This is a genomic window from Bacillus sp. CH30_1T (assembly GCF_008364765.1).
Taxonomy (GTDB): domain Bacteria; phylum Bacillota; class Bacilli; order Bacillales; family Bacillaceae_B; genus Rossellomorea.
Genome location: NZ_VTUY01000005.1, coordinates 167084 through 186937 on the forward strand (window position 1 = coordinate 167084; position 19854 = coordinate 186937).

Consider the following 19854-nt stretch of genomic DNA (forward strand, 5'->3'; position numbering starts at 1 on the left):
GGTGAATTGAATACAGTTTGGTACAAGAAGAAGCTACCCGCTTCTCACCTGAATAACGCTTTTTAGCTGTTTACAGGTATGTGATTGACTATTAAAGCCATTTATATATGCTTAATAATCAGGTGCGGGTGTTTCGACACTCGCATCTTTTTTTGTGTGTTGCACGCAAAAAAAGATGCGAGTGCGTCGGCCAAAGCCGTGTATTCTTTTAATAAACCTTGGAGGTGGCTAATTATTAGCAAAGACATGATCTTAAACGAAACGATTCGTGCCCGTGAAGTACGTCTTATCGATCAAAACGGTGAGCAACTTGGGATTAAATCCAAGAATGAAGCTCTTGAAATTGCTGAACGTGTAAATCTTGATCTTGTTCTTGTTGCTCCAAATGCTAAACCACCCGTTGCTCGTATCATGGACTACGGTAAGTTTAAGTTTGAACAACAGAAGAAAGAAAAAGAAGCACGTAAGAATCAGAAAATCATCAATCTTAAAGAGGTTCGTTTAAGCCCGACGATTGATGAGCATGATTTCAATACCAAGCTTCGTAACGCTCGTAAGTTCCTTGAAAAAGGAGACAAAGTTAAAGCGTCAATCCGATTTAAAGGTCGTGCAATTACGCACAAAGAAATTGGTCAACGTGTTCTGGATCGCTTCTCTGATGAGTGTAAAGATGTAGCAACCGTTGAATCAAAACCGAAAATGGATGGTCGCAGTATGTTCTTGGTGCTTGCACCAGTTAACGAAAAATAAAGGACCCGAGGAGGAAAAGCACATGCCAAAAATGAAAACTCACCGCGGCTCAGCTAAGCGTTTCAAGAAAACAGGTTCTGGTAAACTTAAACGTTCACACGCTTACACAAGCCACTTATTCGCAAACAAATCTACTAAAGCAAAGCGTAAGCTACGTAAAGCGGCTGTTGTCTCTAAAGGAGATTTCAAACGCATTCGTCATATGCTTGACAACCTAAAATAAGAAGTAATAGAAACAGGAGGGAATTATTATGCCACGCGTAAAAGGCGGAACAGTAACACGCAGACGTCGTAAAAAAGTTCTTAAATTAGCCAAAGGTTATTTCGGTTCAAAACATACTTTATATAAAGTAGCAAACCAACAAGTCATGAAATCATACATGTATGCTTATCGTGACCGTCGCCAAAAGAAACGTGATTTCCGTAAATTATGGATCACACGTATCAATGCGGCTGCTCGTATGAACGGTCTTTCTTACAGCCGTTTAATGCACGGTTTAAAGCTTGCTGGTATCGAAGTAAACCGTAAAATGCTTGCTGAGCTTGCGATTGCTGACGAAAAAGCATTCAACCAATTAGCAGATGCTGCTAAAGCTCAACTTAACAAATAATTAACTGCTGACTAAGTTAGCAGACAAAAAGGACTGGCCTCTGGCCGGTCCTTTCTTATAGGCTTTATTCGCAAAGCTTGTTATTATTTATCATAGGGTCTGCATAGGCTCTGTCCATTAGTCTGTGCTGAATGCTGAGGGGAACTGCTCCGCTTTCCGCGGACGTTCGGCCGAGCCTCCTCAGCTTCGCTTCCGGGGTCTCGGCACGCCCGTACTTCCGCAGGAGTCTACGCAGTTCCCCTCACCATATTTAAAAGTTTTTTCGTGACAGAGCTACAAGGTGTTAAAAAACAAACTAATTTGAAGGGCAGAATTCTTCTTCAGTAGGAAATTACTTCTACTCACCTCCAAACAAATTGTTTGCTAAAAGCTTTTGATTTTATTTATTTCTATTAAAGATACATGTTTAGAAAGTTGATTGGAGCGGAAGGTGCTCGACTCCTGCGGGAATAGCTGGACAGGTGAGACCCCGGAGGCGTGCCGAGGAGGCTCACCGCCAGCCCCGCGGAAAGCGAGCATCCTGTAGCGGAAATCAACTACTACTTTCTTCTTTAAGAAAGTAACAAACTTTACGAGAAGAACCTTCTAATATCAATCAATTCAGAAAGCAGGTAGAAATCATGGGTACGTTAACAGGTATCTTATATCTTTATGCCATTGTCATCAATATCATCGGCTTTATCATCATGGGTAAGGATAAAAGAAAGGCGCAGCGAAATGAATATCGCATCAAGGAGAGTACTTTGTGGCAGGTGGCGATTCTGGGAGGCAGCATCGGCGCATATATGGGAATGAAAGTATATAGGCATAAAACGAAACATAAAGTATTCGCTTTTGGTTTTCCTCTTCTTGTCATGCTCCATAGCCTGCTTTTTATCTGGCTGAATACTAAGTTGTAGAAATTGAAGTTTTCATTCTTTAACCCGTCTCCTCTACATACTATATAGAGAGTGTCTATAACAGCTTAGAAAAGCAGAAGGAGGTTCACCTTAGCCATGGACGAACGGTTAGTTGCTGCATTCGCCCTCATGGAAGCTAGTGGGTATTTGGCTCCTGTTCTGTTTATTCTGTTTCATATCCTTAGGCAATTTCTGTTCATCCCGGTAGCCCTTGTATGTATGGCGGGAGGAGTGCTGTTTGGAAGTATATTCGGCACTCTGTATTCATTAATCGGATTAACGCTCTTATCTGTTACTTTTTATTTTGTCATAAAGAGCTTTACATCTTTCTATGAAAAGCTCCTGAGACTGAAAGAAAAATGGTTTGGAAGAAATGCTACTCTCACAACTGGTCAAGTTGCAATACTGCGGTTAATTCCTTTTGTCCATTACCAGCTGCTGAACCTTTGTCTACTTGAACGAAAGAAAAAGCTTAAACCTTTCATCCGGGCCTCTGTTATTTCTAATATTCCCCTGGCGTTTTTTTACACGGTTTTCGGTCAATACATCAAACAATTTTCCCCACCTATTCTAGTCATGATTTTGCTGGCACTCATCGTCCTATTTTACCTTCTAAGAGAAAAAGTAAGAGTGATTGAATGGAGAGAGTTCTTTCCGGGTAAATAAAAAACGGCTAGCAGGGCTAGCCATTTTTTATTGCTTTTTTTGAAGGAATTCATGGATCGGGCTTTTCCAATCCAGCTTTGCATTCGGGTATCTTTCTTTAATTTCATTCTGGAGGTATTGAAAATCTTCTTGAGTCAGTCCCTTTAAAGAAGAGATGTTTTTTGACCAAACAAAGATGGAAACCACTTCAAAGGATTTTTCTGTTGCTCCTAAATATTTTTCTCCTTCGAAAAGAACTCCTTTATACGTTACGTGAAAATTCTTACGGACATTTTCCTGATTATCGAGAAAGTAAAAACGTTTTTGCTCCTGGGCAAGTTCCAGTTTTCGCTTTGGGTCTATAATATATTTCACACTGCGGTATAAAAGGTAAAGAATAAGGAAAAAAATCACTAACCGAATAATCCAAAGCATTACCATTACCTCCCTAGGCATAAGTCTTCTCCTATTATTTACGATAAAAACAGAAAAAGGTTTCATTTTATTTAAAATTTCTTTGAAAATTTGTCATACTAAGAGAGGACAACAGAAAAATAGGCATCATAAGGGGAGATAACGTCATGAATATTGAAAAGTTATTGGACATGCAAGAGAAGCTGGATCAGCATATTGAAGAAGAACACGGTTTGCAAAACGCAGATTTAATTGAAAAGAAGATCCTTGCCCTGCTTGTTGAAGTGGGAGAACTGGCCAATGAAACAAGAAGCTTTAAGTTTTGGAGTAAGAAATCATCTTCATCGAAGGAAGTGATCCTTGAAGAATTTGTAGATGGAATTCATTTTATTCTCTCACTGGGACTTGAAATCGGCATCCAGCAATTTGATTTAGGTGAAACCAATTACGCAAATGAAGATGTCTCGAAACAATTCCTGGAAGTATTCAAATCGGCCAATCACTTTTCTGAAGAGCGTTCTGTTGGGCATTTTCAACAATTGTTCAGGCATTATGTCTATTTGGGTGAGCTGTTAGGATTCTCCCATGAAGAGGTATTTGACGCTTATGTTAAGAAGAATGAAGTGAATTATAATCGTCAAAAAGAAGGGTATTAATATCCGTTTCACCAGCGGTAGTTTAAGAAGATTCAGGAAATTTTGATGAATCGGACAGATTTTAGTATAATGAGAGTGTATGAATATTTAGGGGGTCGAAACAGTGGCAAAATTAGATGAAACATTGACAATGCTAAAGGATTTAACCGATGCAAAAGGTGTACCGGGGAATGAAAGAGAAGTACGAAACGTAATGAAGCGATACATAGAACCATTTGCAGATGAAATCACAACAGATAATCTGGGAAGCTTAATTGCTAAAAAAGTCGGCGATGAGAACGGACCTAAGATTATGGTGGCCGGACATCTTGATGAAGTCGGCTTCATGATCACTCAAATCGACAGCAAAGGGTTCCTGCGTTTTCAAACAGTAGGAGGCTGGTGGTCACAAGTCATGCTTGCCCAGCGAGTGACAATTGTGACGAGTAAAGGAGAAGTAACAGGAGTGATCGGTTCAAAACCACCGCATATCCTGCCTCCGGAAGCCCGTAAAAAGCCGGTTGATATTAAAGATATGTTTATCGATATCGGAGCTTCAAGCCGTGAAGAAGTACAGGAGTGGGGAGTAAAGCCGGGAGATATGGTTGTTCCGTATTTCGAATTCACGGTGATGAACAACGAAAAGATGCTTCTTGCAAAAGCATGGGATAACCGTATCGGATGCGCGATTGCCATCGATGTACTGAAAAACCTGAAAGATCAAGATCATCCAAACGTGGTATATGGTGTAGGTACAGTGCAGGAAGAAGTTGGACTGCGTGGAGCGAGAACGTCAGCAGCTAAGATCCAGCCTGACATTGCCTTTGGTGTAGATGTTGGAATTGCAGGAGATACACCTGGCGTTTCTGACAAGGAAGCATCAAGTAAAATGGGTGAAGGCCCGCAAATCATCCTGTATGATGCATCCATGATTTCTCACAAAGGGCTTCGTGACTTTGTGACAGATACAGCGGATGAACATAACATTCCGTATCAATTTGATTCCATTGCCGGTGGTGGAACGGATTCCGGTGCGATTCATTTAACGGCAAATGGAGTCCCTGCTTTATCCATTACCATTGCAACCCGCTATATCCATTCCCATGCAGCAATGTTGCATCGTGATGATTATGAGAATGCGGTTAAACTGATTACAGAAGTGATCAAGAAGTTAGATCAAGATACAGTGGCGAAGATTACATTTGATTGATTGTAATGAAAGAGAGACCCTATCGGATAAGGGTCTCTTTTTCATGAGATAGAGGAGCTGGCATTAAAAAGTCATTTGATCAGCTAAGGTCATGTCAGCACCGATCGTTTTTTTAATAATGCGAATGGCGCTCTCATTGTCCTCGTCTGACTCAGAAGCTATGCAATCTTTCGGTATCGAGATTTCATACTCTCTCATATAGGCATCATTGGCGGTGTAGAGTACACAGATATCTCCTGCGATTCCTGTTAGGATCAAGTGTTTTACATCCAATTGATGAAGCAGGATATCAAGTTGTGTCCCGAAAAAGCACGAATGCTTCGGTTTGATGATAAAATAGTCATCTGTATCCGGGTGAAGTTTTTCGATTACGGTTTCTCCTTTTTTCTTGTTGCAATGCTCGATAATGTCATTCATATTGTCCTGCCATAGACCGTAGTTATCATTCACATAAATGACCGGAATGTCGGATTCCTTCGCTATCTTCTTCAAGTCGCGAATATTATCTACAATCTTCAAAGTGTTTTCGTATAAATTCTCTCCACCTTGAAAATCAAAAGTATTAATCATGTCGATGATCAATAATGCGCTTTTCTTGTGACTCATACATTCGTTTCCCCTTCCTTTACGTTTGTATATTTTAATTACCACTGAAAGAGATGGATTAAAACAAAATGGGGAAAACTATTAATGTGGTGGCTGCATATCAAATCATAAAATAAGGGCAACCCATGTTAAGGGTTACCCATGTTATTACTGTGTTTGTTGCTGCTGTAATGATTCTTCTAATGTTTCGAGGACCATTTTTTGTTCCTGGGGATCTGCGTTTTGCCAGAAGACTTCAAGAAGTACCCCCAGTCCAGGAAGGGTTTTTTCTTCTCCGCCTTGGATTGCATCGACGATGGTGTCTCTCAGTTCGTCCTGGTTGTTACCAGATACGTTGTGTATGATTGCTTTTCGTAAGTTAAGATTCATCACACATTTCTCCTTTTTGATAGTTGAGGAATTCATTGTTATCTTGTCTCAAATTGAATTTATTATGTAGGAAAGTTAAGGTATAATGAGACCCTGAATAGTAATTAAAAGGAGCGGATACGATTGAAGTATATTCAATCCTCGAAAAATCCTGTTGTGAAGCAGTGGAAGAAGTTATTGACCAAAAAAGAACGGGATCTCACTCGTACATACATAGTTGAAGGCTTTCACCTGGTGGAAGAAGCCTTAAAGCAAGAGGATTCGGTCCTTGAACTTATAGTCGTGGAAGGAACCGATCTCCCGCAAAAATGGACCGTAGCCTCCGTTACCATGACGATGGTATCAGAAGAGGTCGGTAAAGCCTTGACGGATACCGAGACACCACAAGGAGTTTTCGCTGTTTGTAAGCAGAGAGAAGATGAACATAACATTGAAAAAGCGGCAACATTCATGCTATTAGATGGCCTTCAGGATCCCGGGAATATCGGGACGATCATTCGTACAGCTGATGCAGCGGGTATTGATATGGTCGTGTTAGGCAAGGGTACTGTTGACCCCTATAACCCTAAGGTATTGCGGTCTGCACAAGGAGGTCACTTTCATATTCCGATTATCAGAAGGGATCTCAATGAAACCATTTCGAAATTGAAAGAACGGGACATCCCTGTATACGGGACAGCTCTTGAAAATGGTGTTGAGTATACAACGGTCAATCCTCAATCTTCATATGCTCTTATAGTAGGTAACGAAGGGAATGGTATGTCGAAAGACCTCTTAACTGAAACCGATCAGAATCTCTATATTCCCGTTTATGGGAAAAGCGAATCGTTAAATGTAGCGATTGCTGCGGGAGTTTTATTATACTATTTTAAAAATGGGCAGTGAATTTCTTGAAAAGGTTTGAAATTTGCCTGGAAATTCACTATAATAATGCACATATAACTTAAAAAACGTTGAAAGAGGAAAGTAGCACATGACCTTCTTTAAGGGAGAGAATGCCCTGGACTGAAAGCATTCTTAGGAACGCATGATGTGAAGATTTCACCTCTCGAGTTGGCATCGGGACCATTCATTTGATGAATGTAAAGATGCTCCGGCAAAGCCGTTATCCGAATGAAGTGAGTATGTCTGCCTATGGATATACTTATAAGGGTGGTACCGCGATATAAACCTCGTCCCTTTTGGGGATGGGGTTTTTTTATTTGTTTTAAAACCATCAGTACGATCATTCGGACGATATACATTAAAGGAGGAAGTATAAATGGAGGACAAATTACGATCCCTTCAACAAGAAGCAATCGAAAAAGTGAACGAAGCACAGGACTTAAAAGAACTGAACATTATCCGTGTAGCTTACCTGGGTAAAAAAGGACCTGTAACCGAAGCCTTAAAAGGAATGGGCAAACTTTCAGCAGAAGAACGTCCTAAAATGGGAGCCCTTGCGAATGAAGTTCGTGGAGCCATAACAGAAACCATTGAAGCGAAGCAGGCCGTGCTTGAAAAAGAAGCGGTTGAAAAGAAGCTTCAATCTGAAACGATCGATGTTACGTTACCAGGGCGCCCTGTTAAAAAGGGAAATCATCATCCGCTCACGATGATTGTGGAAGAAATTGAAGATTTATTTATCGGAATGGGCTATACCGTTGCTGAAGGACCGGAAGTGGAGAAGGATTATTATAATTTTGAAGCTCTGAACCTTCCCAAGGGACACCCGGCCCGAGATATGCAGGATTCCTTCTATATTACTGAAGAAACCCTGCTGCGTACTCATACTTCTCCTGTTCAAGCAAGAACGATGGAACTGGCGAAAGGCAAAGGACCAATTAAAATTATTTGTCCAGGGAAAGTGTATCGTCGTGATACAGATGACGCAACACACTCTCATCAATTCACTCAAATTGAGGGGCTCGTCATTGATGAAGACATCCGCATGAGTGACCTGAAAGGAACCCTTCAGGTATTTGCGAAAAAGATGTTTGGCGAGGACCGTGAAATCCGCTTGCGCCCAAGCTTCTTCCCGTTTACAGAGCCTTCAGTCGAAATGGATATCTCATGTAAAATATGTGGTGGAAAAGGCTGTCGCGTATGTAAAGGAACTGGATGGATCGAAATTCTCGGAGCAGGAATGGTTCACCCGAACGTACTCGAAATGGCAGGGTTTGATTCACAGAAATACACAGGCTTCGCATTCGGAATGGGACCTGAACGTATTGCCATGCTGAAATACGGAATCGATGATATCCGTCATTTCTACACAAACGACACGCGCTTTGTCACTCAGTTCGGAACAGAAGAGTAAAAGAAAATCGATAGGAGGTACTAACACATGTTTGTTTCATATAAATGGTTAGAAAATTATGTTGACTTATCAGGTGTCACACCTGAAGAGTTAGCAGAGAAGATTACAAGAAGCGGGATTGAAGTTGAAGGTGTTGAACGAATCGGGGAAGAAATCAAAAATGTGGTAGTCGGTCATGTTTTACAATGTGAGCCACATCCTGATGCGGATAAATTAAATAAATGCTTAGTGGATGCAGGAGAGGAAGAACCAGTTCAAATCATTTGCGGAGCACCAAACGTGGCAATAGGTCAAAAAGTGGCTGTCGCAAAGGTTGGAGCGGTCCTGCCGGGTAACTTCAAAATCAAGAAAGCCAAGCTTCGTGGTGAAGCATCTCACGGGATGATTTGTTCCCTGCAAGAGCTTGGAGTAGAAGGAAAGCTTGTACCGAAAGAACATGCAGAGGGAATTTATGTGTTCTCGGATGATGCTGAAGTAGGCAGAGATGCAGTGGAATTATTGAATCTTGATGATGCGATTCTGGAATTGGGCTTAACGCCTAATCGTTCTGATTGCTTAAGCATGCTGGGAGTTGCGTATGAAGTAGCAGCAATTATGGATCGTGAAGTCAAGCTTCCCCAAACGGAGTTATCCGAAGGCAGTGAAAAGGCGTCGGATTATGTATCGGTAAAAGTGGAAGCGAAAGAAGATAATCCTCTATACGGAGCTAAAATCATCAAAGATGTAAAAATCGGTCCATCTCCATTATGGATGCAAAATGTGTTGATCTCAGCCGGGATCCGACCACATAATAACGTAGTCGATATTACGAACTATGTTTTATTGGAATATGGTCAGCCTCTTCACGCATTTGATTACGACCGACTTGGTTCAAAGGAGATCCTTGTCCGTCGTGCGATTGATGGGGAGGCATTTGTCACACTTGATGATGCAGAAAGAACCTTATCAAGCAGCCAGCTTGTCATTACGAATGGGACGGAGCCGGTCGCTCTTGCAGGAGTGATGGGTGGAGCGAATTCTGAGGTTAAAAACGATACAACGACTGTCCTTCTTGAGGCAGCTTATTTCACCGGTGCGATTGTCAGAGGAGCCTCCAAAGATCACGGACTGCGAAGTGAAGCGAGCACACGATATGAAAAGGGAGTCGATCCTGATCGTGTCCTGAAAGCAGGGGAGAGAGCTGCGCAACTGATGGCTGAATATGCACAGGGGAAAGTGCTTGAAGGAACGGTACTATTTAATGAACTTGAAGTTGAGCCTGTGAAGGTAGAGATTACGTTAGAAAAAATCAATTCTTCACTAGGAACATCCATTTCAGCTGACACAGTTGTAGATATCTTCCGCCGACTTCAATTTGATGTAGAAGTCAATGGAGAAACGTTTGTTGTAACGGCTCCTACAAGAAGAGGGGATATTACCATACCTGAAGATTTACTTGAAGAAGTGGCACGTCTTTTCGGTTATGATAACCTTCCGCTGACTCTTCCAAAGGGAGAATCAACACCCGGTGGACTTTCGAATCATCAGTTGAAACGCCGTACGGTTCGTCGTTATTTAGAGGGGGCAGGACTCCTCCAAGGGATTACGTATTCTTTAACAAACGATAAGAAAGCAACACAATATGCCCTGGACGTAAGAGAGCCTGTCCGTTTATTGATGCCAATGAGTGAAGAGCGAAGCAATCTCCGCCTAAGCATCATTCCACAGCTTCTTGAAGTGCTTTCGTACAATAAAGCACGTCAAAATGACTCACTTGCCTTTTATGAAGTGGGATCCATTTTCTTACAGGAACCAGGAGAAGAGCTGCCTAAAGAAGAGGAGCATATTGCAGGGGCTATTACGGGCCTTTGGCATCTGCATCCTTGGCAGGGAGAGAAGAAGCCTGCTGACTTCTATGTTGCGAAAGGAATCCTGGAAGGACTGTTCGAAGAAATCGGCGTTTCTGAAGCCATCTCTTACCGCCAGGCAGTGGTAGATGGCATGCACCCGGGAAGAACGGCTGAAATTCTATTGGACAATGAAGTCATCGGTTATGTAGGAGCGATTCATCCGGAAGCGGAAAAAGAGTTGGACCTGAACGAAACCTACGTGTTCGAACTGAAGGCATCTCCAATCTTCCATTACGTAAAACCGGCATTAAGCTACACGCCAATCCCTCGTCATCCATCGATTACAAGAGATATCGCCCTAGTAGTGGATACAGATGTGAAAGCGGGAGAGTTGGAATCCATTATTAAAGACGCAGGAGGCAAGCTTCTGAAAGAAGTTTCAGTCTTCGATCTTTATGAAGGGGAACATATGGAAGCAGGCAAGAAATCCATTGCGTTCTCGTTAAAATACTTCGATCCGGCTAAGACATTAACGGATGAAGAAGTGGTTAAAGTACATGATAAAGTACTGCAAACAGTGAAGGAAAAAGCCGGAGCAGAGTTGAGAGGATAATACAGCTCAAAGTGGAAGGTGTCAGACAATGGTCTGGCACCTTTTTGCTGTTTGGAGGTGGTTTTGCCTGTTAAAAATGAACGAATTTTAACAGGAGAATATTTCGGAAATTTTAACAGGTGAATATTGAAGTAAATTCAACAGGAGAATATTCCGGAAATTTCAACAGTTAAATATCGTTCGTAATTCAACTGCTGAATCCAAGGTAGAACCACCAACCAAAGAGAAATCCCCACCGGAATAACCGATGGGGATATCATTTATTTCCTGGCTAACTTTATCGCCTTTTCACTATTCGCAAAATGCCATTTCGTCATAGACTTCAGTTCTTCAATCCCTTTTCGCTTAATGATTTTCGCAGCTGCAATGTCTACGTGCTTACCGGCACCTTTAGGTATCTCGACACCAGCTTTTTCACTCAATTTGTCCATTTCCTTTAAGAAGGCATAACGGGCAATAATCGAGGCAGCGGCTACAGCTAGATGGATGCTTTCACCTTTTGTGCTGAAATACACGCGGTCACGTTGGATTTTCTTTTGTGCAGAAACATGTTTGTAGTATGTATTCTTTTCAACAAACTGATCAATCAATATTCCTTCAGGTAGTTCCGGGGCCATTTTTTCCAACAGATTCAGGATCGCCTGATTGTGCAAGAGAGCCTTCATCTTCCCCTGCGTCATTCCTTTTGCTTGCATCGCGTTGTATTTAGGGTTATGCAGGATGAGTAATGAATACGGAATCACGGCTATTAAATCCCTGGCTATTTTGATGATTTGAGGGTCGGATAAATTTTTAGAATCCTTTACTCCTAGTTCCATCATAAGTGGAAGGTGCTCTCTCTTCACGTAAGCACTTACCACCGTGATCGGTCCGAAGAAGTCGCCTGTGCCCACTTCATCTGATCCGATGACAGACCAGTCGGCGAAGTTTTCAGGCAGTGTCGTCGTTCCCTTGGAAGGTGATTTTACCTTTGGAGGTTCGCTGCTGCCCCACTGACTTGATTCTCCTTCTCCGTTAGTTCCTTGAAACAATACTTTCCCCGATTTATAGGCAGTGATCGTACAGCCGGATGGCTTTGCTACAAAAACGGCACCCGGTGGCAGTTTGTCCGTTAATACGTTTTTGTAGTGGCCTTTCATTTTCTCGATTGTTTCTTTGTTTACTTGAATGACGGTATTAGCCAAGTCTCTCTCTCCTTATGACAAAATTCTTGTATATAATAAAAAATGTGAGCTAATATGACAAATTCCTTCCAAAATCAAAAGATTTCGTGGTATGATTATGTTTAGGATTCTTATGAATGGGGGGCTTTCAGGTTGTCTGAACAACAAAAAAATCGCACCACTATAGACATATATGGTCAACAATATACGATTGTTGGGACTGAATCAACTAGTCAAATCCGATTTGTTTGTACTAAAGTGGATGACAAGATGAGAGAAATAAACTCCATGAATCCATCTCTCGACACTAGCAGGCTCGCCGTTCTGACTGCGGTGAATGCCGTAAATGATTATCTCAAACTACAAGAAAAGTTTGAGGAGCTGGAACGAGAAATCAAACGTTTAAAGGATTGAAAAAAGATGCTGGATTTAGCTTTGTTGATCATCCTGGTGATAGGATTTTTAATAGGTTTAAAACGTGGATTCATTTTGCAAGTGGTCCACATATTCGGATTTATTGTTTCTTTTATTGTAGCATACATATATTATGATCAGCTTGCACCGAAGTTAACATTATGGATTCCTTACCCTGTATTGGACGAGCAATCCACATTGAATATGATTTTTGAATCGACCAATTTAGATCAGGCTTATTATCGTGTGATCGCATTTGCAATGATTTTCTTCGCAGTCCGGATCATTCTGCAAATCATTGGATCGATGCTCGATTTTGTCGCACATCTTCCTCTATTAAAGCAGTTGAATGTTCTTGGCGGAGGGATATTAGGCTTTATTGAAGCATACTTAATGATCTTCATTCTATTATTTATTGCCGTATTGTTGCCGATCGAGTCGGTTCAAACATTCATTAATAACTCATTTATTGCGCAAGCGATGGTTAAACATACGCCTGTTTTCTCTGATTTGGTGAAATCTTGGTGGATTGAATATGTAGCCTGAAGAAGGGGCTGACTATAAGTATGCAATTCAAATTCGTTAGGGATGCCTTAGTGAATTTGTTCATCTTATAAGTCAGTCTTTTTTCTTTTTATATCAATTTTGCTACTATATAGATGGGGTCGTTTTGCTTTTGCAAGGGACGAAGTTTTAAAGGTCCTAATTGTTAATTCTAAGATAGTAGGTGAATCTCTTGAATAAAAAAGATATTATAAAATTATTAGAAGAAATTGCGATATATATGGAATTGAAAGGCGAGAATTCATTTAAAATCTCCGCCTACCGAAAAGCGGCGGCGGCACTTGAGAATGATGACCGGAGCTTACAGGAAATCAGTGACTTTACGAAGCTGAGCGGAATCGGCAAAGGAACGGCGGGAGTAATCGAGGAATACATAAACGAAGGCATATCTTCTGTCCTTGAAGAATTAAAGGAAGAAGTTCCAAAGGGATTGATCCCCCTTCTTCAATTACCTGGTTTAGGTGGAAAGAAAATTGCCAAGCTTTATAGTGAACTTGGGGTAGAAAATATAGAAGACCTGGAGCAAGCGTGTAAAGCAAATAAAGTACAAGGTTTAGCAGGCTTCGGTAAGAAGACGGAAGAGAAGATCCTTTCATCCATCGAACAGGTGGGCAAGAGACCTGACCGTCTGCCGATCGCTTTTATGAATGGGATCGCTGAGGAAATTGAAGGTTTTCTTATCGGCATGGACAGCATCCAAACCTTTTCGAGAGCGGGAAGCTTAAGGAGAATGAGAGAAACCATCAAGGACCTTGATTTCATTCTGGCAACAGAGCATCCACAAGAGGTGAAGGAAGGTTTGTTGAAACTCTCCAATATCGTAGAAACCATCGCTGCAGGAGATACAAAAGTTTCACTGACTCTTTCGTATAATTGGGATGTAAGCATCGATTTTCGAATCGTAAAGCCTGAAGAATTTGCTACCGCCCTTCACCATTTTACCGGATCAAAGGATCATAATGTCCGCATGCGCCAGCTGGCGAAAGAACGCGGAGAAAAGATCAGTGAATATGGCGTCGAGAATAGTGAAACCGGTGAGATAAAGACATTTAATACAGAAGAAGAATTTTATCACCATTTTGATATGCCCTTGATCCCACCAGAGCTGCGGGAAGATGGGAAAGAAGTGGAAGAGTTCCATAAGGATTATTCCCTCATCACATTAGAAGATATAAAAGGGGATCTTCATATGCACTCCACCTGGTCGGATGGTGCATTTTCGATTGAAGAAATGGTAGAGGCTTGCCGTGCCAAAGGATATCAATATATGGCCATCACCGATCACTCCCAGTACTTACGTGTGGCAAACGGGCTGACTACAGAACGATTACTTAAGCAAATCGATGAAATTAAAGAAATCAACAAGAAGTATGATGATATAGAAGTCCTATCAGGAATCGAGATGGATATTCTTCCTGATGGTACATTGGATTATGAGGATGACATTCTTGAAAAAGTCGATCTTGTGATTGCTTCGATTCATTCGAGTTTTTCACAATCCCAAGAAAAGATCATGGAGAGGCTGACAACGGCCCTGAAGAGTGCCCATGTGGATATCATTGCCCATCCAACAGGGAGAATCATTGGTCGAAGAGAAGGTTATGACGTAGATATGGATCTTCTTATCCAGCTGGCGAAAGAAACTGATACGGCGTTGGAGCTTAATGCAAATCCGAATCGGCTGGATCTGTCTGCAGAAAATATCCGAAAAGCCCAGGAACAAAATGTAAAGCTCGTCATCAACACAGATGCACACAGTATCGATCACCTGGAATTCATGAAAGTCGGAATAGGAACAGCTCGAAAAGGCTGGATCAAGAAAGATGCTGTCATCAATACATGGGATAAAAAAGAGTTAATCAAATTTATTAAGCGAAACTGATAAAAGGTGGAATACATTCCGTGAATTCTAAAGTATTAAAAACGTTAGAGTTTGATAAAATCAAAGAATTATTAAAGCAATATGCTGCATCCGCACTTGGCCATGCAAAGGTATCCTCTCTCATGCCATCCGTTGAGTATGAAGAAATTACAGCTCTTCACGAAGAAACAGATGAAGCCATGACCATCCTCAGATTGAAGGGTCATGCCCCGTTAGGCGGGATTTTCGATATTCGTCCACACGTCAAGCGTGCTCAAATAGGCGGGATGCTTTCCCCTTCTGAATTTGTTCAGGTAGCGAGTACGATCCGGGCCAGCAGGAAGCTGACGCTTTTTGTAGAGGAGTTACTGGAGGAAGAGGTGGACATTCCCCTTCTGCAGGAGAAAATGGGGACGGTCGTCCCCCTCCCTCATTTAGAGCAGAATATAAGAAAAGTCGTCGACGATAACGGAGAAATCCTGGATACAGCCAGTGAAGCACTCCGTACGATCCGTACCCAGCTAAGGGCCAACGAAGGACGGATCCGGGAGAAACTTGAACGAATGATCCGCTCTTCCAATGCTCAAAAAATGTTATCCGATGCGATCATTACCATTCGAAACGATCGATATGTGATTCCCGTTAAACAAGAGTATCGGGGTCAATATGGCGGGATCATTCATGATCAATCATCATCGGGGCAAACGTTATTTATTGAACCGGAAGCCATCGTTCAACTGAATAATCAACTCCGTGAGCTCCGATTAAAAGAGCAAGCTGAAATTGAAAAGATTCTTCAGGATCTGTCTGAAAGTGTACAAGAATCAGGAGAAGAACTGCTCTTGATTGTCAGTGTCCTGTCAGATGTTGATTTCATGTTCACAAAAGCGAAGTTCGGACGATCCATTAAAGGATCTAAACCGACGATCAATAATGAACGCCGGGTGAGGCTGAACAAAGCCCGACATCCTCTTTTGCCGATAGATGAAGCAGTGGCGAATGACATCGAGTTGGGGACTGACTTTTCTTCCATTGTCATCACGGGGCCAAATACCGGTGGAAAAACCGTTACCCTGAAAACATTGGGATTAACGAGTTTAATGGCACAGGCCGGTCTGCCGATCCCGGCTCTAGATGGTTCTGAAGTTGGCGTCTTCCGTACCATTTACGCTGATATCGGGGACGAGCAATCGATTGAACAAAGCTTAAGTACCTTCTCTTCTCATATGGTCAATATCGTGGATATCCTTAAAAAGGTAGATCATGAGAGTTTAGTGTTGTTTGATGAACTGGGCGCCGGTACAGATCCTCAAGAAGGTGCAGCGCTGGCCATCTCCATTTTGGATGAAGTACATGGAACTGGTGCAAGAGTCGTGGCGACCACTCACTATCCTGAATTAAAAGCATATGGGTACAATCGTGAAGGGGTCGTGAATGCAAGTGTGGAATTTAATGTAGAAACATTAAGTCCTACCTATAAGCTTTTGCTCGGGGTCCCGGGAAGAAGTAATGCATTTGAGATTTCTAAGCGTTTAGGGCTATCAGATTCAGTCATTCAGAGAGCGAAGTCCCATATCGGAACGGATAGTAAAGAAGTGGAGAATATGATTGCCTCCCTCGAAGACAGCAGGCGTCAGGGTGAACGGGAACTTGAGGAAGCCCATGAACTCTTAAGACAAGCCGAGAAAATGCATAAAGATATGCAGAAGCAAATGATGGAGTATTATGAGAAAAAGGATACACTTTACGAAAAAGCTCAACAAAAAGCCACTGAAGTCGTTGAAAAAGCGAAGGCAGAAGCTGAACAAGTGATCAAAGATTTACGAAAAATGCAACACGAAAAATCAGCTCAAATCAAGGAACATGAACTGATTCAGGCGAAAAAACAATTGGAAGATGCTACACCGAAATTGAAATCGTCCGGGCAAAAGAAAAAAGTCAATCAGGCTAAGCATGAGTTAAAACCAGGGGACGAAGTCAAAGTCTTAAGCTTTGATCAAAAAGGCCACTTGGTCGAACGAGTGTCTGCGAAAGAATGGCAAGTTCAGATGGGCATCATGAAAATGAAGGTGAAGGAATCAGATCTTGAATTCATTCAATCTCAACAGAAGGTAGAGACTAAACCACTCGCCACAGTGAAAGGAAAAGATTTTCACGTCAGCCTTGAGCTGGATCTACGCGGTGAGCGTTTCGAAAATGCATTATCCAGAGTGGAGAAATACATCGACGATGCTCTGCTTGCCGGTTATCCCCGCGTTTCCATCATTCATGGGAAAGGTACGGGAGCTTTAAGGCAAGGAGTGCAGGAATACTTGAAAAATCACCGATCGGTCAAAAACATTCGTTTCGGGGATGCAGGCGAAGGTGGAACCGGTGTAACAGTCGTTCAATTTAAATAAGATCTGGAGACTGCTCATATGTACGAAGTTTCATTGTGAAAATAATTGAGTGGTTAAAATAAAGCGGTAAAGGGAGCTTTACGATGAAGAACTTTTGGGAAAATGAATTTGTTCAAACGGCTGGGAATTACAGCGTGGTCATTTTATGTTTGGTTCTGTTCTTAGCTATCTTCGAACTGGTCACAAAGTATAAGAATTGGGAAGAAATCAAAAAAGGCAACTTGGCCGTGGCGATGGCAACGGGAGGGAAAATATTTGGGATAGCGAATATTTTCCGCCACTCCATCAGCCATAACGATACCATCCTGACGACAATCGGATGGGGTGTGTTTGGCTTTTTTCTATTACTGATCGGCTATTTCATTTATGAATTTCTCACACCCAAATTTAAAATTGATGAAGAAATCGCTAATGATAACAGAGCGGTGGGCTTCATTTCATTGGTCATTTCAGTTGGTTTATCCTATGTAATAGGAGCCGGAATATCGTAAGGAGAGGGAATATGGAAACATTGGCAAAGGTTTTGCTCACGCTATGTGGGGGTTTTTTACTCGTAGGGATAATTTATTTGTTGGTCTTTACGTAAATGGTTGAGGAGATTTATCATAAAGAGCTTGGATATTGAAACAATGCTAAAATAATAATAAAGTACGAGCAGACTGTCATATGGTTGAATAGGCAGTCTTTTTTCTTTAATAATATCATCTATTAGGAAGGTCAAGCTTAAGAGATAGGAAAAAAGTATCGAGTGGATTGATTTCAAATTGTAACTGAAGTCCCCTTATAATATAATAGTGAATAGAATAAATTTTCTAAAAATTCATAAGGAGGGATTACAATGAATAAACCATGGTTTGCTGAATATCCAGCAGAGATTCCCACGGAGCTCGATTTAATCGCAAAGCCACTGCAGTCCTATTTATCTGAGGCAGCTACCCTTTATAGCAGTAAAGTTGCCATTCAATTTATGGGCAAGGAATTGACCTACACAGAATTACATGAATCCGCACTCAAGTTCGCTCATTACCTTAAGACGCTTGGAATTAAGAAAGACGATCGGGTTGCGATCATGCTGCCGAATACTCCTCAATCCGTAATCGCGTACTATGGCATTCTCTTCGCAGGTGGAATTGTCGTACAAACCAATCCATTATATATGGAGAGGGAAATTGAATACCAAATGAAGGACTCAGGTGCCAAGGTGATCCTGACATTGGATATTTTATATCCAAGAGTGTCAAAAGTGATGAAGAATACCGGACTTGAGCACGTTATTGTAACCGCTATCAAAGACTACCTTCCATTTCCTAAGAATCTCATCTACCCATTCATCCAGAAAAAACAATACGGCATTGTTGTGAAAGTGGACCATTCAGGACAGAATCATTTATTTACGGAGATCATGAAAACAGCCAAACCAGAGAGTACCAATCAGGAATTTGATTTTGAAAACGATGTGGCTCTTCTTCAGTACACAGGCGGGACGACAGGTTTCCCAAAAGGGGTTATGCTTACCCATAAGAACCTTGTCGCCAATGCTTCCATGTGTGATGCGTGGCTTTATAAATGTAAAAAAGGAGAAGAGCGTGTCCTTGGAATTCTACCATTCTTTCATGTGTACGGTATGACAGCCGTTATGATATTATCCGTCATGCAGGGATATAAAATGATCTTACTCCCTAAATTTGACCCGGAAACAACCTTGAAAACCATTCAGAAGCAAAAACCGACCCTATTTCCTGGTGCACCGACCATCTATATCGGTCTGCTAAATCATCCGGAACTGAAGAATTATGACTTATCCTCCATCGATTCATGCCTTAGTGGAAGCGCCCCATTGCCTGTTGAAGTGCAGCAGCAATTCGAAGACGTTACGGGCGGGAAACTGGTAGAGGGCTATGGATTGACAGAATCTTCACCTGTCACACATTCCAATTTCCTTTGGGATAAAGAAAGAATAAAGGGAAGCGTCGGAGTTCCTTGGCCAAGTACGGATGCAGCCATCTTCTCACTGGAAACAGGAGAACCGCTTCCACCGAATGAAATGGGTGAAATCGTCGTGAAAGGTCCTCAAGTGATGAAGGGTTACTGGAATCGACCAGAGGAAACCGAACAAACGTTAAGGGATGGCTGGCTATTGACCGGAGATTTGGGGTATATGGATGATAGAGGTTACTTCTATGTTGTGGATCGCAAAAAGGATATGATCATTGCAGGAGGCTTTAATATTTACCCTCGTGAAATCGAAGAGGTTCTTTATGAACATCCTGCGATTCAAGAGGTTGTAGCTGCAGGCGTTCCTGATGAGTATAGAGGAGAAACCGTAAAGGCGTATGTGGTCCTGAAAGAAGGAGAAGTCCTGACAGAGGAAGAACTCAATGAATTTGCCCGTAAATACCTGGCTGCTTACAAGGTGCCCCGGATTTATGAATTTAGAAAAGAGCTTCCCAAAACGGCTGTTGGAAAAATACTACGCAGAGCACTTGTAGAAGAAGAGCGCCAAAAGGTAGAAGAGGAACAGAAAACAAGTTAAAATGAATACCATTGGGCTTTTTCTTTTTGTTGTAAAATTG

Annotated in this window: 20 protein-coding genes and 2 other annotated features; of the genes, 16 read left to right on the forward strand and 4 right to left on the reverse strand. The window is 41.8% G+C overall.

Annotated elements, in window-relative coordinates; genetic code table 11:
- Window positions 1–18 precede the first annotated feature (18 nt).
- Window positions 19–158, forward strand: a sequence feature (ribosomal protein L20 leader region).
- Window positions 159–231: 73 nt separating this feature from the next.
- The 5 genes from infC (at window position 232) to F0342_RS12325 (ending at window position 2926) form a co-directional block, all read left to right on the forward strand.
- Entirely contained in the window at window positions 232–750 is a 519-nt protein-coding gene (gene infC / locus F0342_RS12305; protein WP_167562127.1) for a translation initiation factor IF-3, read from the forward strand.
- Between the two features lie 22 nt (window positions 751–772).
- Window positions 773–973: a 50S ribosomal protein L35 gene (rpmI, locus tag F0342_RS12310; protein WP_032087387.1), complete on the forward strand. Its 201-nt coding sequence runs from the start codon at window positions 773–775 to the stop codon at window positions 971–973.
- A gap of 28 nt (window positions 974–1001) precedes the next feature.
- Window positions 1002–1361 carry a 50S ribosomal protein L20 gene (rplT, locus tag F0342_RS12315; protein WP_113969573.1) on the forward strand — a complete coding sequence of 120 codons (360 nt, stop codon included), beginning with the start codon at window positions 1002–1004 and terminating at the stop codon, window positions 1359–1361.
- Between the two features lie 620 nt (window positions 1362–1981).
- Window positions 1982–2260, forward strand: coding sequence for a DUF1294 domain-containing protein (locus F0342_RS12320; protein ID WP_149156231.1), 279 nt, complete (start codon window positions 1982–1984; stop codon window positions 2258–2260).
- 96 nt (window positions 2261–2356) lie between these two features.
- Window positions 2357–2926, forward strand: coding sequence for a TVP38/TMEM64 family protein (locus tag F0342_RS12325; RefSeq protein WP_149156232.1), 570 nt, complete (start codon window positions 2357–2359; stop codon window positions 2924–2926).
- 27 nt (window positions 2927–2953) lie between these two features.
- Here the strand turns inward: F0342_RS12325 and F0342_RS12330 are convergent, their stop codons facing one another.
- Complete coding sequence (locus F0342_RS12330; protein ID WP_149156233.1) at window positions 2954–3340, reverse strand: sigma-w pathway protein ysdB; 387 nt, start codon at window positions 3338–3340, stop codon at window positions 2954–2956.
- A 146-nt stretch (window positions 3341–3486) separates the two neighbouring features.
- On the opposite strand from F0342_RS12330, the gene F0342_RS12335 reads away from it, so the two are divergent.
- Window positions 3487–3975 (forward strand): dUTP diphosphatase, encoded by a 489-nt coding sequence (locus F0342_RS12335; RefSeq protein WP_149156234.1) that lies wholly within the window; start codon window positions 3487–3489, stop codon window positions 3973–3975.
- A gap of 103 nt (window positions 3976–4078) precedes the next feature.
- Window positions 4079–5164 (forward strand): M42 family metallopeptidase, encoded by a 1086-nt coding sequence (locus tag F0342_RS12340; RefSeq protein ID WP_149156235.1) that lies wholly within the window; start codon window positions 4079–4081, stop codon window positions 5162–5164.
- Between the two features lie 63 nt (window positions 5165–5227).
- Here F0342_RS12340 and F0342_RS12345 read toward each other — a convergent pair whose 3' ends face one another.
- Together F0342_RS12345 and sspI are read right to left on the reverse strand one after the other, a co-directional pair.
- Window positions 5228–5770, reverse strand: a complete 543-nt coding sequence (locus F0342_RS12345) for a cysteine hydrolase family protein (RefSeq protein WP_149156236.1) — start codon at window positions 5768–5770, stop codon at window positions 5228–5230.
- A gap of 147 nt (window positions 5771–5917) precedes the next feature.
- The gene (sspI, locus tag F0342_RS12350; RefSeq protein ID WP_113969566.1) at window positions 5918–6139 is read right to left on the reverse strand and encodes a small acid-soluble spore protein SspI; all 222 of its coding nucleotides are present in this window, start codon (window positions 6137–6139) and stop codon (window positions 5918–5920) included.
- A gap of 123 nt (window positions 6140–6262) precedes the next feature.
- Here sspI and F0342_RS12355 point away from each other — a divergent pair, with 123 nt between their 5' ends.
- From F0342_RS12355 to pheT, 3 genes are all read left to right on the forward strand, one after another.
- Window positions 6263–7024, forward strand: a complete 762-nt coding sequence (locus F0342_RS12355; RefSeq protein ID WP_149156237.1) for a TrmH family RNA methyltransferase — start codon at window positions 6263–6265, stop codon at window positions 7022–7024.
- A 59-nt stretch (window positions 7025–7083) separates the two neighbouring features.
- Window positions 7084–7322, forward strand: a binding site (T-box leader).
- A gap of 78 nt (window positions 7323–7400) precedes the next feature.
- Complete coding sequence (gene pheS / locus F0342_RS12360) at window positions 7401–8438, forward strand: phenylalanine--tRNA ligase subunit alpha (protein WP_149156238.1); 1038 nt, start codon at window positions 7401–7403, stop codon at window positions 8436–8438.
- Between the two features lie 27 nt (window positions 8439–8465).
- Window positions 8466–10880: a phenylalanine--tRNA ligase subunit beta gene (pheT, locus tag F0342_RS12365; protein ID WP_149156239.1), complete on the forward strand. Its 2415-nt coding sequence runs from the start codon at window positions 8466–8468 to the stop codon at window positions 10878–10880.
- Window positions 10881–11140: 260 nt separating this feature from the next.
- Here the strand turns inward: pheT and rnhC are convergent, their stop codons facing one another.
- On the reverse strand, window positions 11141–12064 hold the full coding sequence (gene rnhC, locus F0342_RS12370; RefSeq protein WP_149156240.1) for a ribonuclease HIII: 924 nt from the start codon (window positions 12062–12064) through the stop codon (window positions 11141–11143).
- Window positions 12065–12196: 132 nt separating this feature from the next.
- On the opposite strand from rnhC, the gene zapA reads away from it, so the two are divergent.
- The 6 genes from zapA (at window position 12197) to F0342_RS12405 (ending at window position 19814) form a co-directional block, all read left to right on the forward strand.
- A complete protein-coding gene (gene zapA / locus F0342_RS12375; RefSeq protein ID WP_149156241.1) occupies window positions 12197–12457 on the forward strand; it encodes a cell division protein ZapA in 261 nt (86 codons plus the stop codon).
- Between the two features lie 6 nt (window positions 12458–12463).
- Window positions 12464–13003: a CvpA family protein gene (locus F0342_RS12380; RefSeq protein WP_149156242.1), complete on the forward strand. Its 540-nt coding sequence runs from the start codon at window positions 12464–12466 to the stop codon at window positions 13001–13003.
- Between the two features lie 190 nt (window positions 13004–13193).
- Window positions 13194–14903: a DNA polymerase/3'-5' exonuclease PolX gene (polX, locus tag F0342_RS12385; protein WP_149156243.1), complete on the forward strand. Its 1710-nt coding sequence runs from the start codon at window positions 13194–13196 to the stop codon at window positions 14901–14903.
- Window positions 14904–14923: 20 nt separating this feature from the next.
- Entirely contained in the window at window positions 14924–17281 is a 2358-nt protein-coding gene (locus tag F0342_RS12390) for an endonuclease MutS2 (RefSeq protein WP_149156244.1), read from the forward strand.
- Window positions 17282–17364: 83 nt separating this feature from the next.
- Window positions 17365–17772: a DUF350 domain-containing protein gene (locus tag F0342_RS12395; protein WP_148969871.1), complete on the forward strand. Its 408-nt coding sequence runs from the start codon at window positions 17365–17367 to the stop codon at window positions 17770–17772.
- 347 nt (window positions 17773–18119) lie between these two features.
- Window positions 18120–19814, forward strand: coding sequence for a long-chain-fatty-acid--CoA ligase (locus F0342_RS12405; RefSeq protein WP_395940684.1), 1695 nt, complete (start codon window positions 18120–18122; stop codon window positions 19812–19814).
- The last annotated feature ends 40 nt before the right edge of the window (window positions 19815–19854 follow it).

Coding starts and splice junctions, on each gene's coding strand:
- rpmI (WP_032087387.1), top strand. CDS start 773: ATGCCAAAAATGAAAACTCACCGCGGCTCAGCTAAGCGTTTCAAGAAA.
- rplT (WP_113969573.1), top strand. CDS start 1,002: ATGCCACGCGTAAAAGGCGGAACAGTAACACGCAGACGTCGTAAAAAA.
- F0342_RS12320 (WP_149156231.1), top strand. CDS start 1,982: ATGGGTACGTTAACAGGTATCTTATATCTTTATGCCATTGTCATCAAT.
- F0342_RS12325 (WP_149156232.1), top strand. CDS start 2,357: ATGGACGAACGGTTAGTTGCTGCATTCGCCCTCATGGAAGCTAGTGGG.
- F0342_RS12330 (WP_149156233.1), bottom strand. CDS start 3,340: ATGCTTTGGATTATTCGGTTAGTGATTTTTTTCCTTATTCTTTACCTT.
- F0342_RS12335 (WP_149156234.1), top strand. CDS start 3,487: ATGAATATTGAAAAGTTATTGGACATGCAAGAGAAGCTGGATCAGCAT.
- F0342_RS12345 (WP_149156236.1), bottom strand. CDS start 5,770: ATGAGTCACAAGAAAAGCGCATTATTGATCATCGACATGATTAATACT.
- sspI (WP_113969566.1), bottom strand. CDS start 6,139: ATGAATCTTAACTTACGAAAAGCAATCATACACAACGTATCTGGTAAC.
- pheS (WP_149156238.1), top strand. CDS start 7,401: ATGGAGGACAAATTACGATCCCTTCAACAAGAAGCAATCGAAAAAGTG.
- pheT (WP_149156239.1), top strand. CDS start 8,466: ATGTTTGTTTCATATAAATGGTTAGAAAATTATGTTGACTTATCAGGT.
- F0342_RS12380 (WP_149156242.1), top strand. CDS start 12,464: ATGCTGGATTTAGCTTTGTTGATCATCCTGGTGATAGGATTTTTAATA.
- F0342_RS12395 (WP_148969871.1), top strand. CDS start 17,365: ATGAAGAACTTTTGGGAAAATGAATTTGTTCAAACGGCTGGGAATTAC.
- F0342_RS12405 (WP_395940684.1), top strand. CDS start 18,120: ATGAATAAACCATGGTTTGCTGAATATCCAGCAGAGATTCCCACGGAG.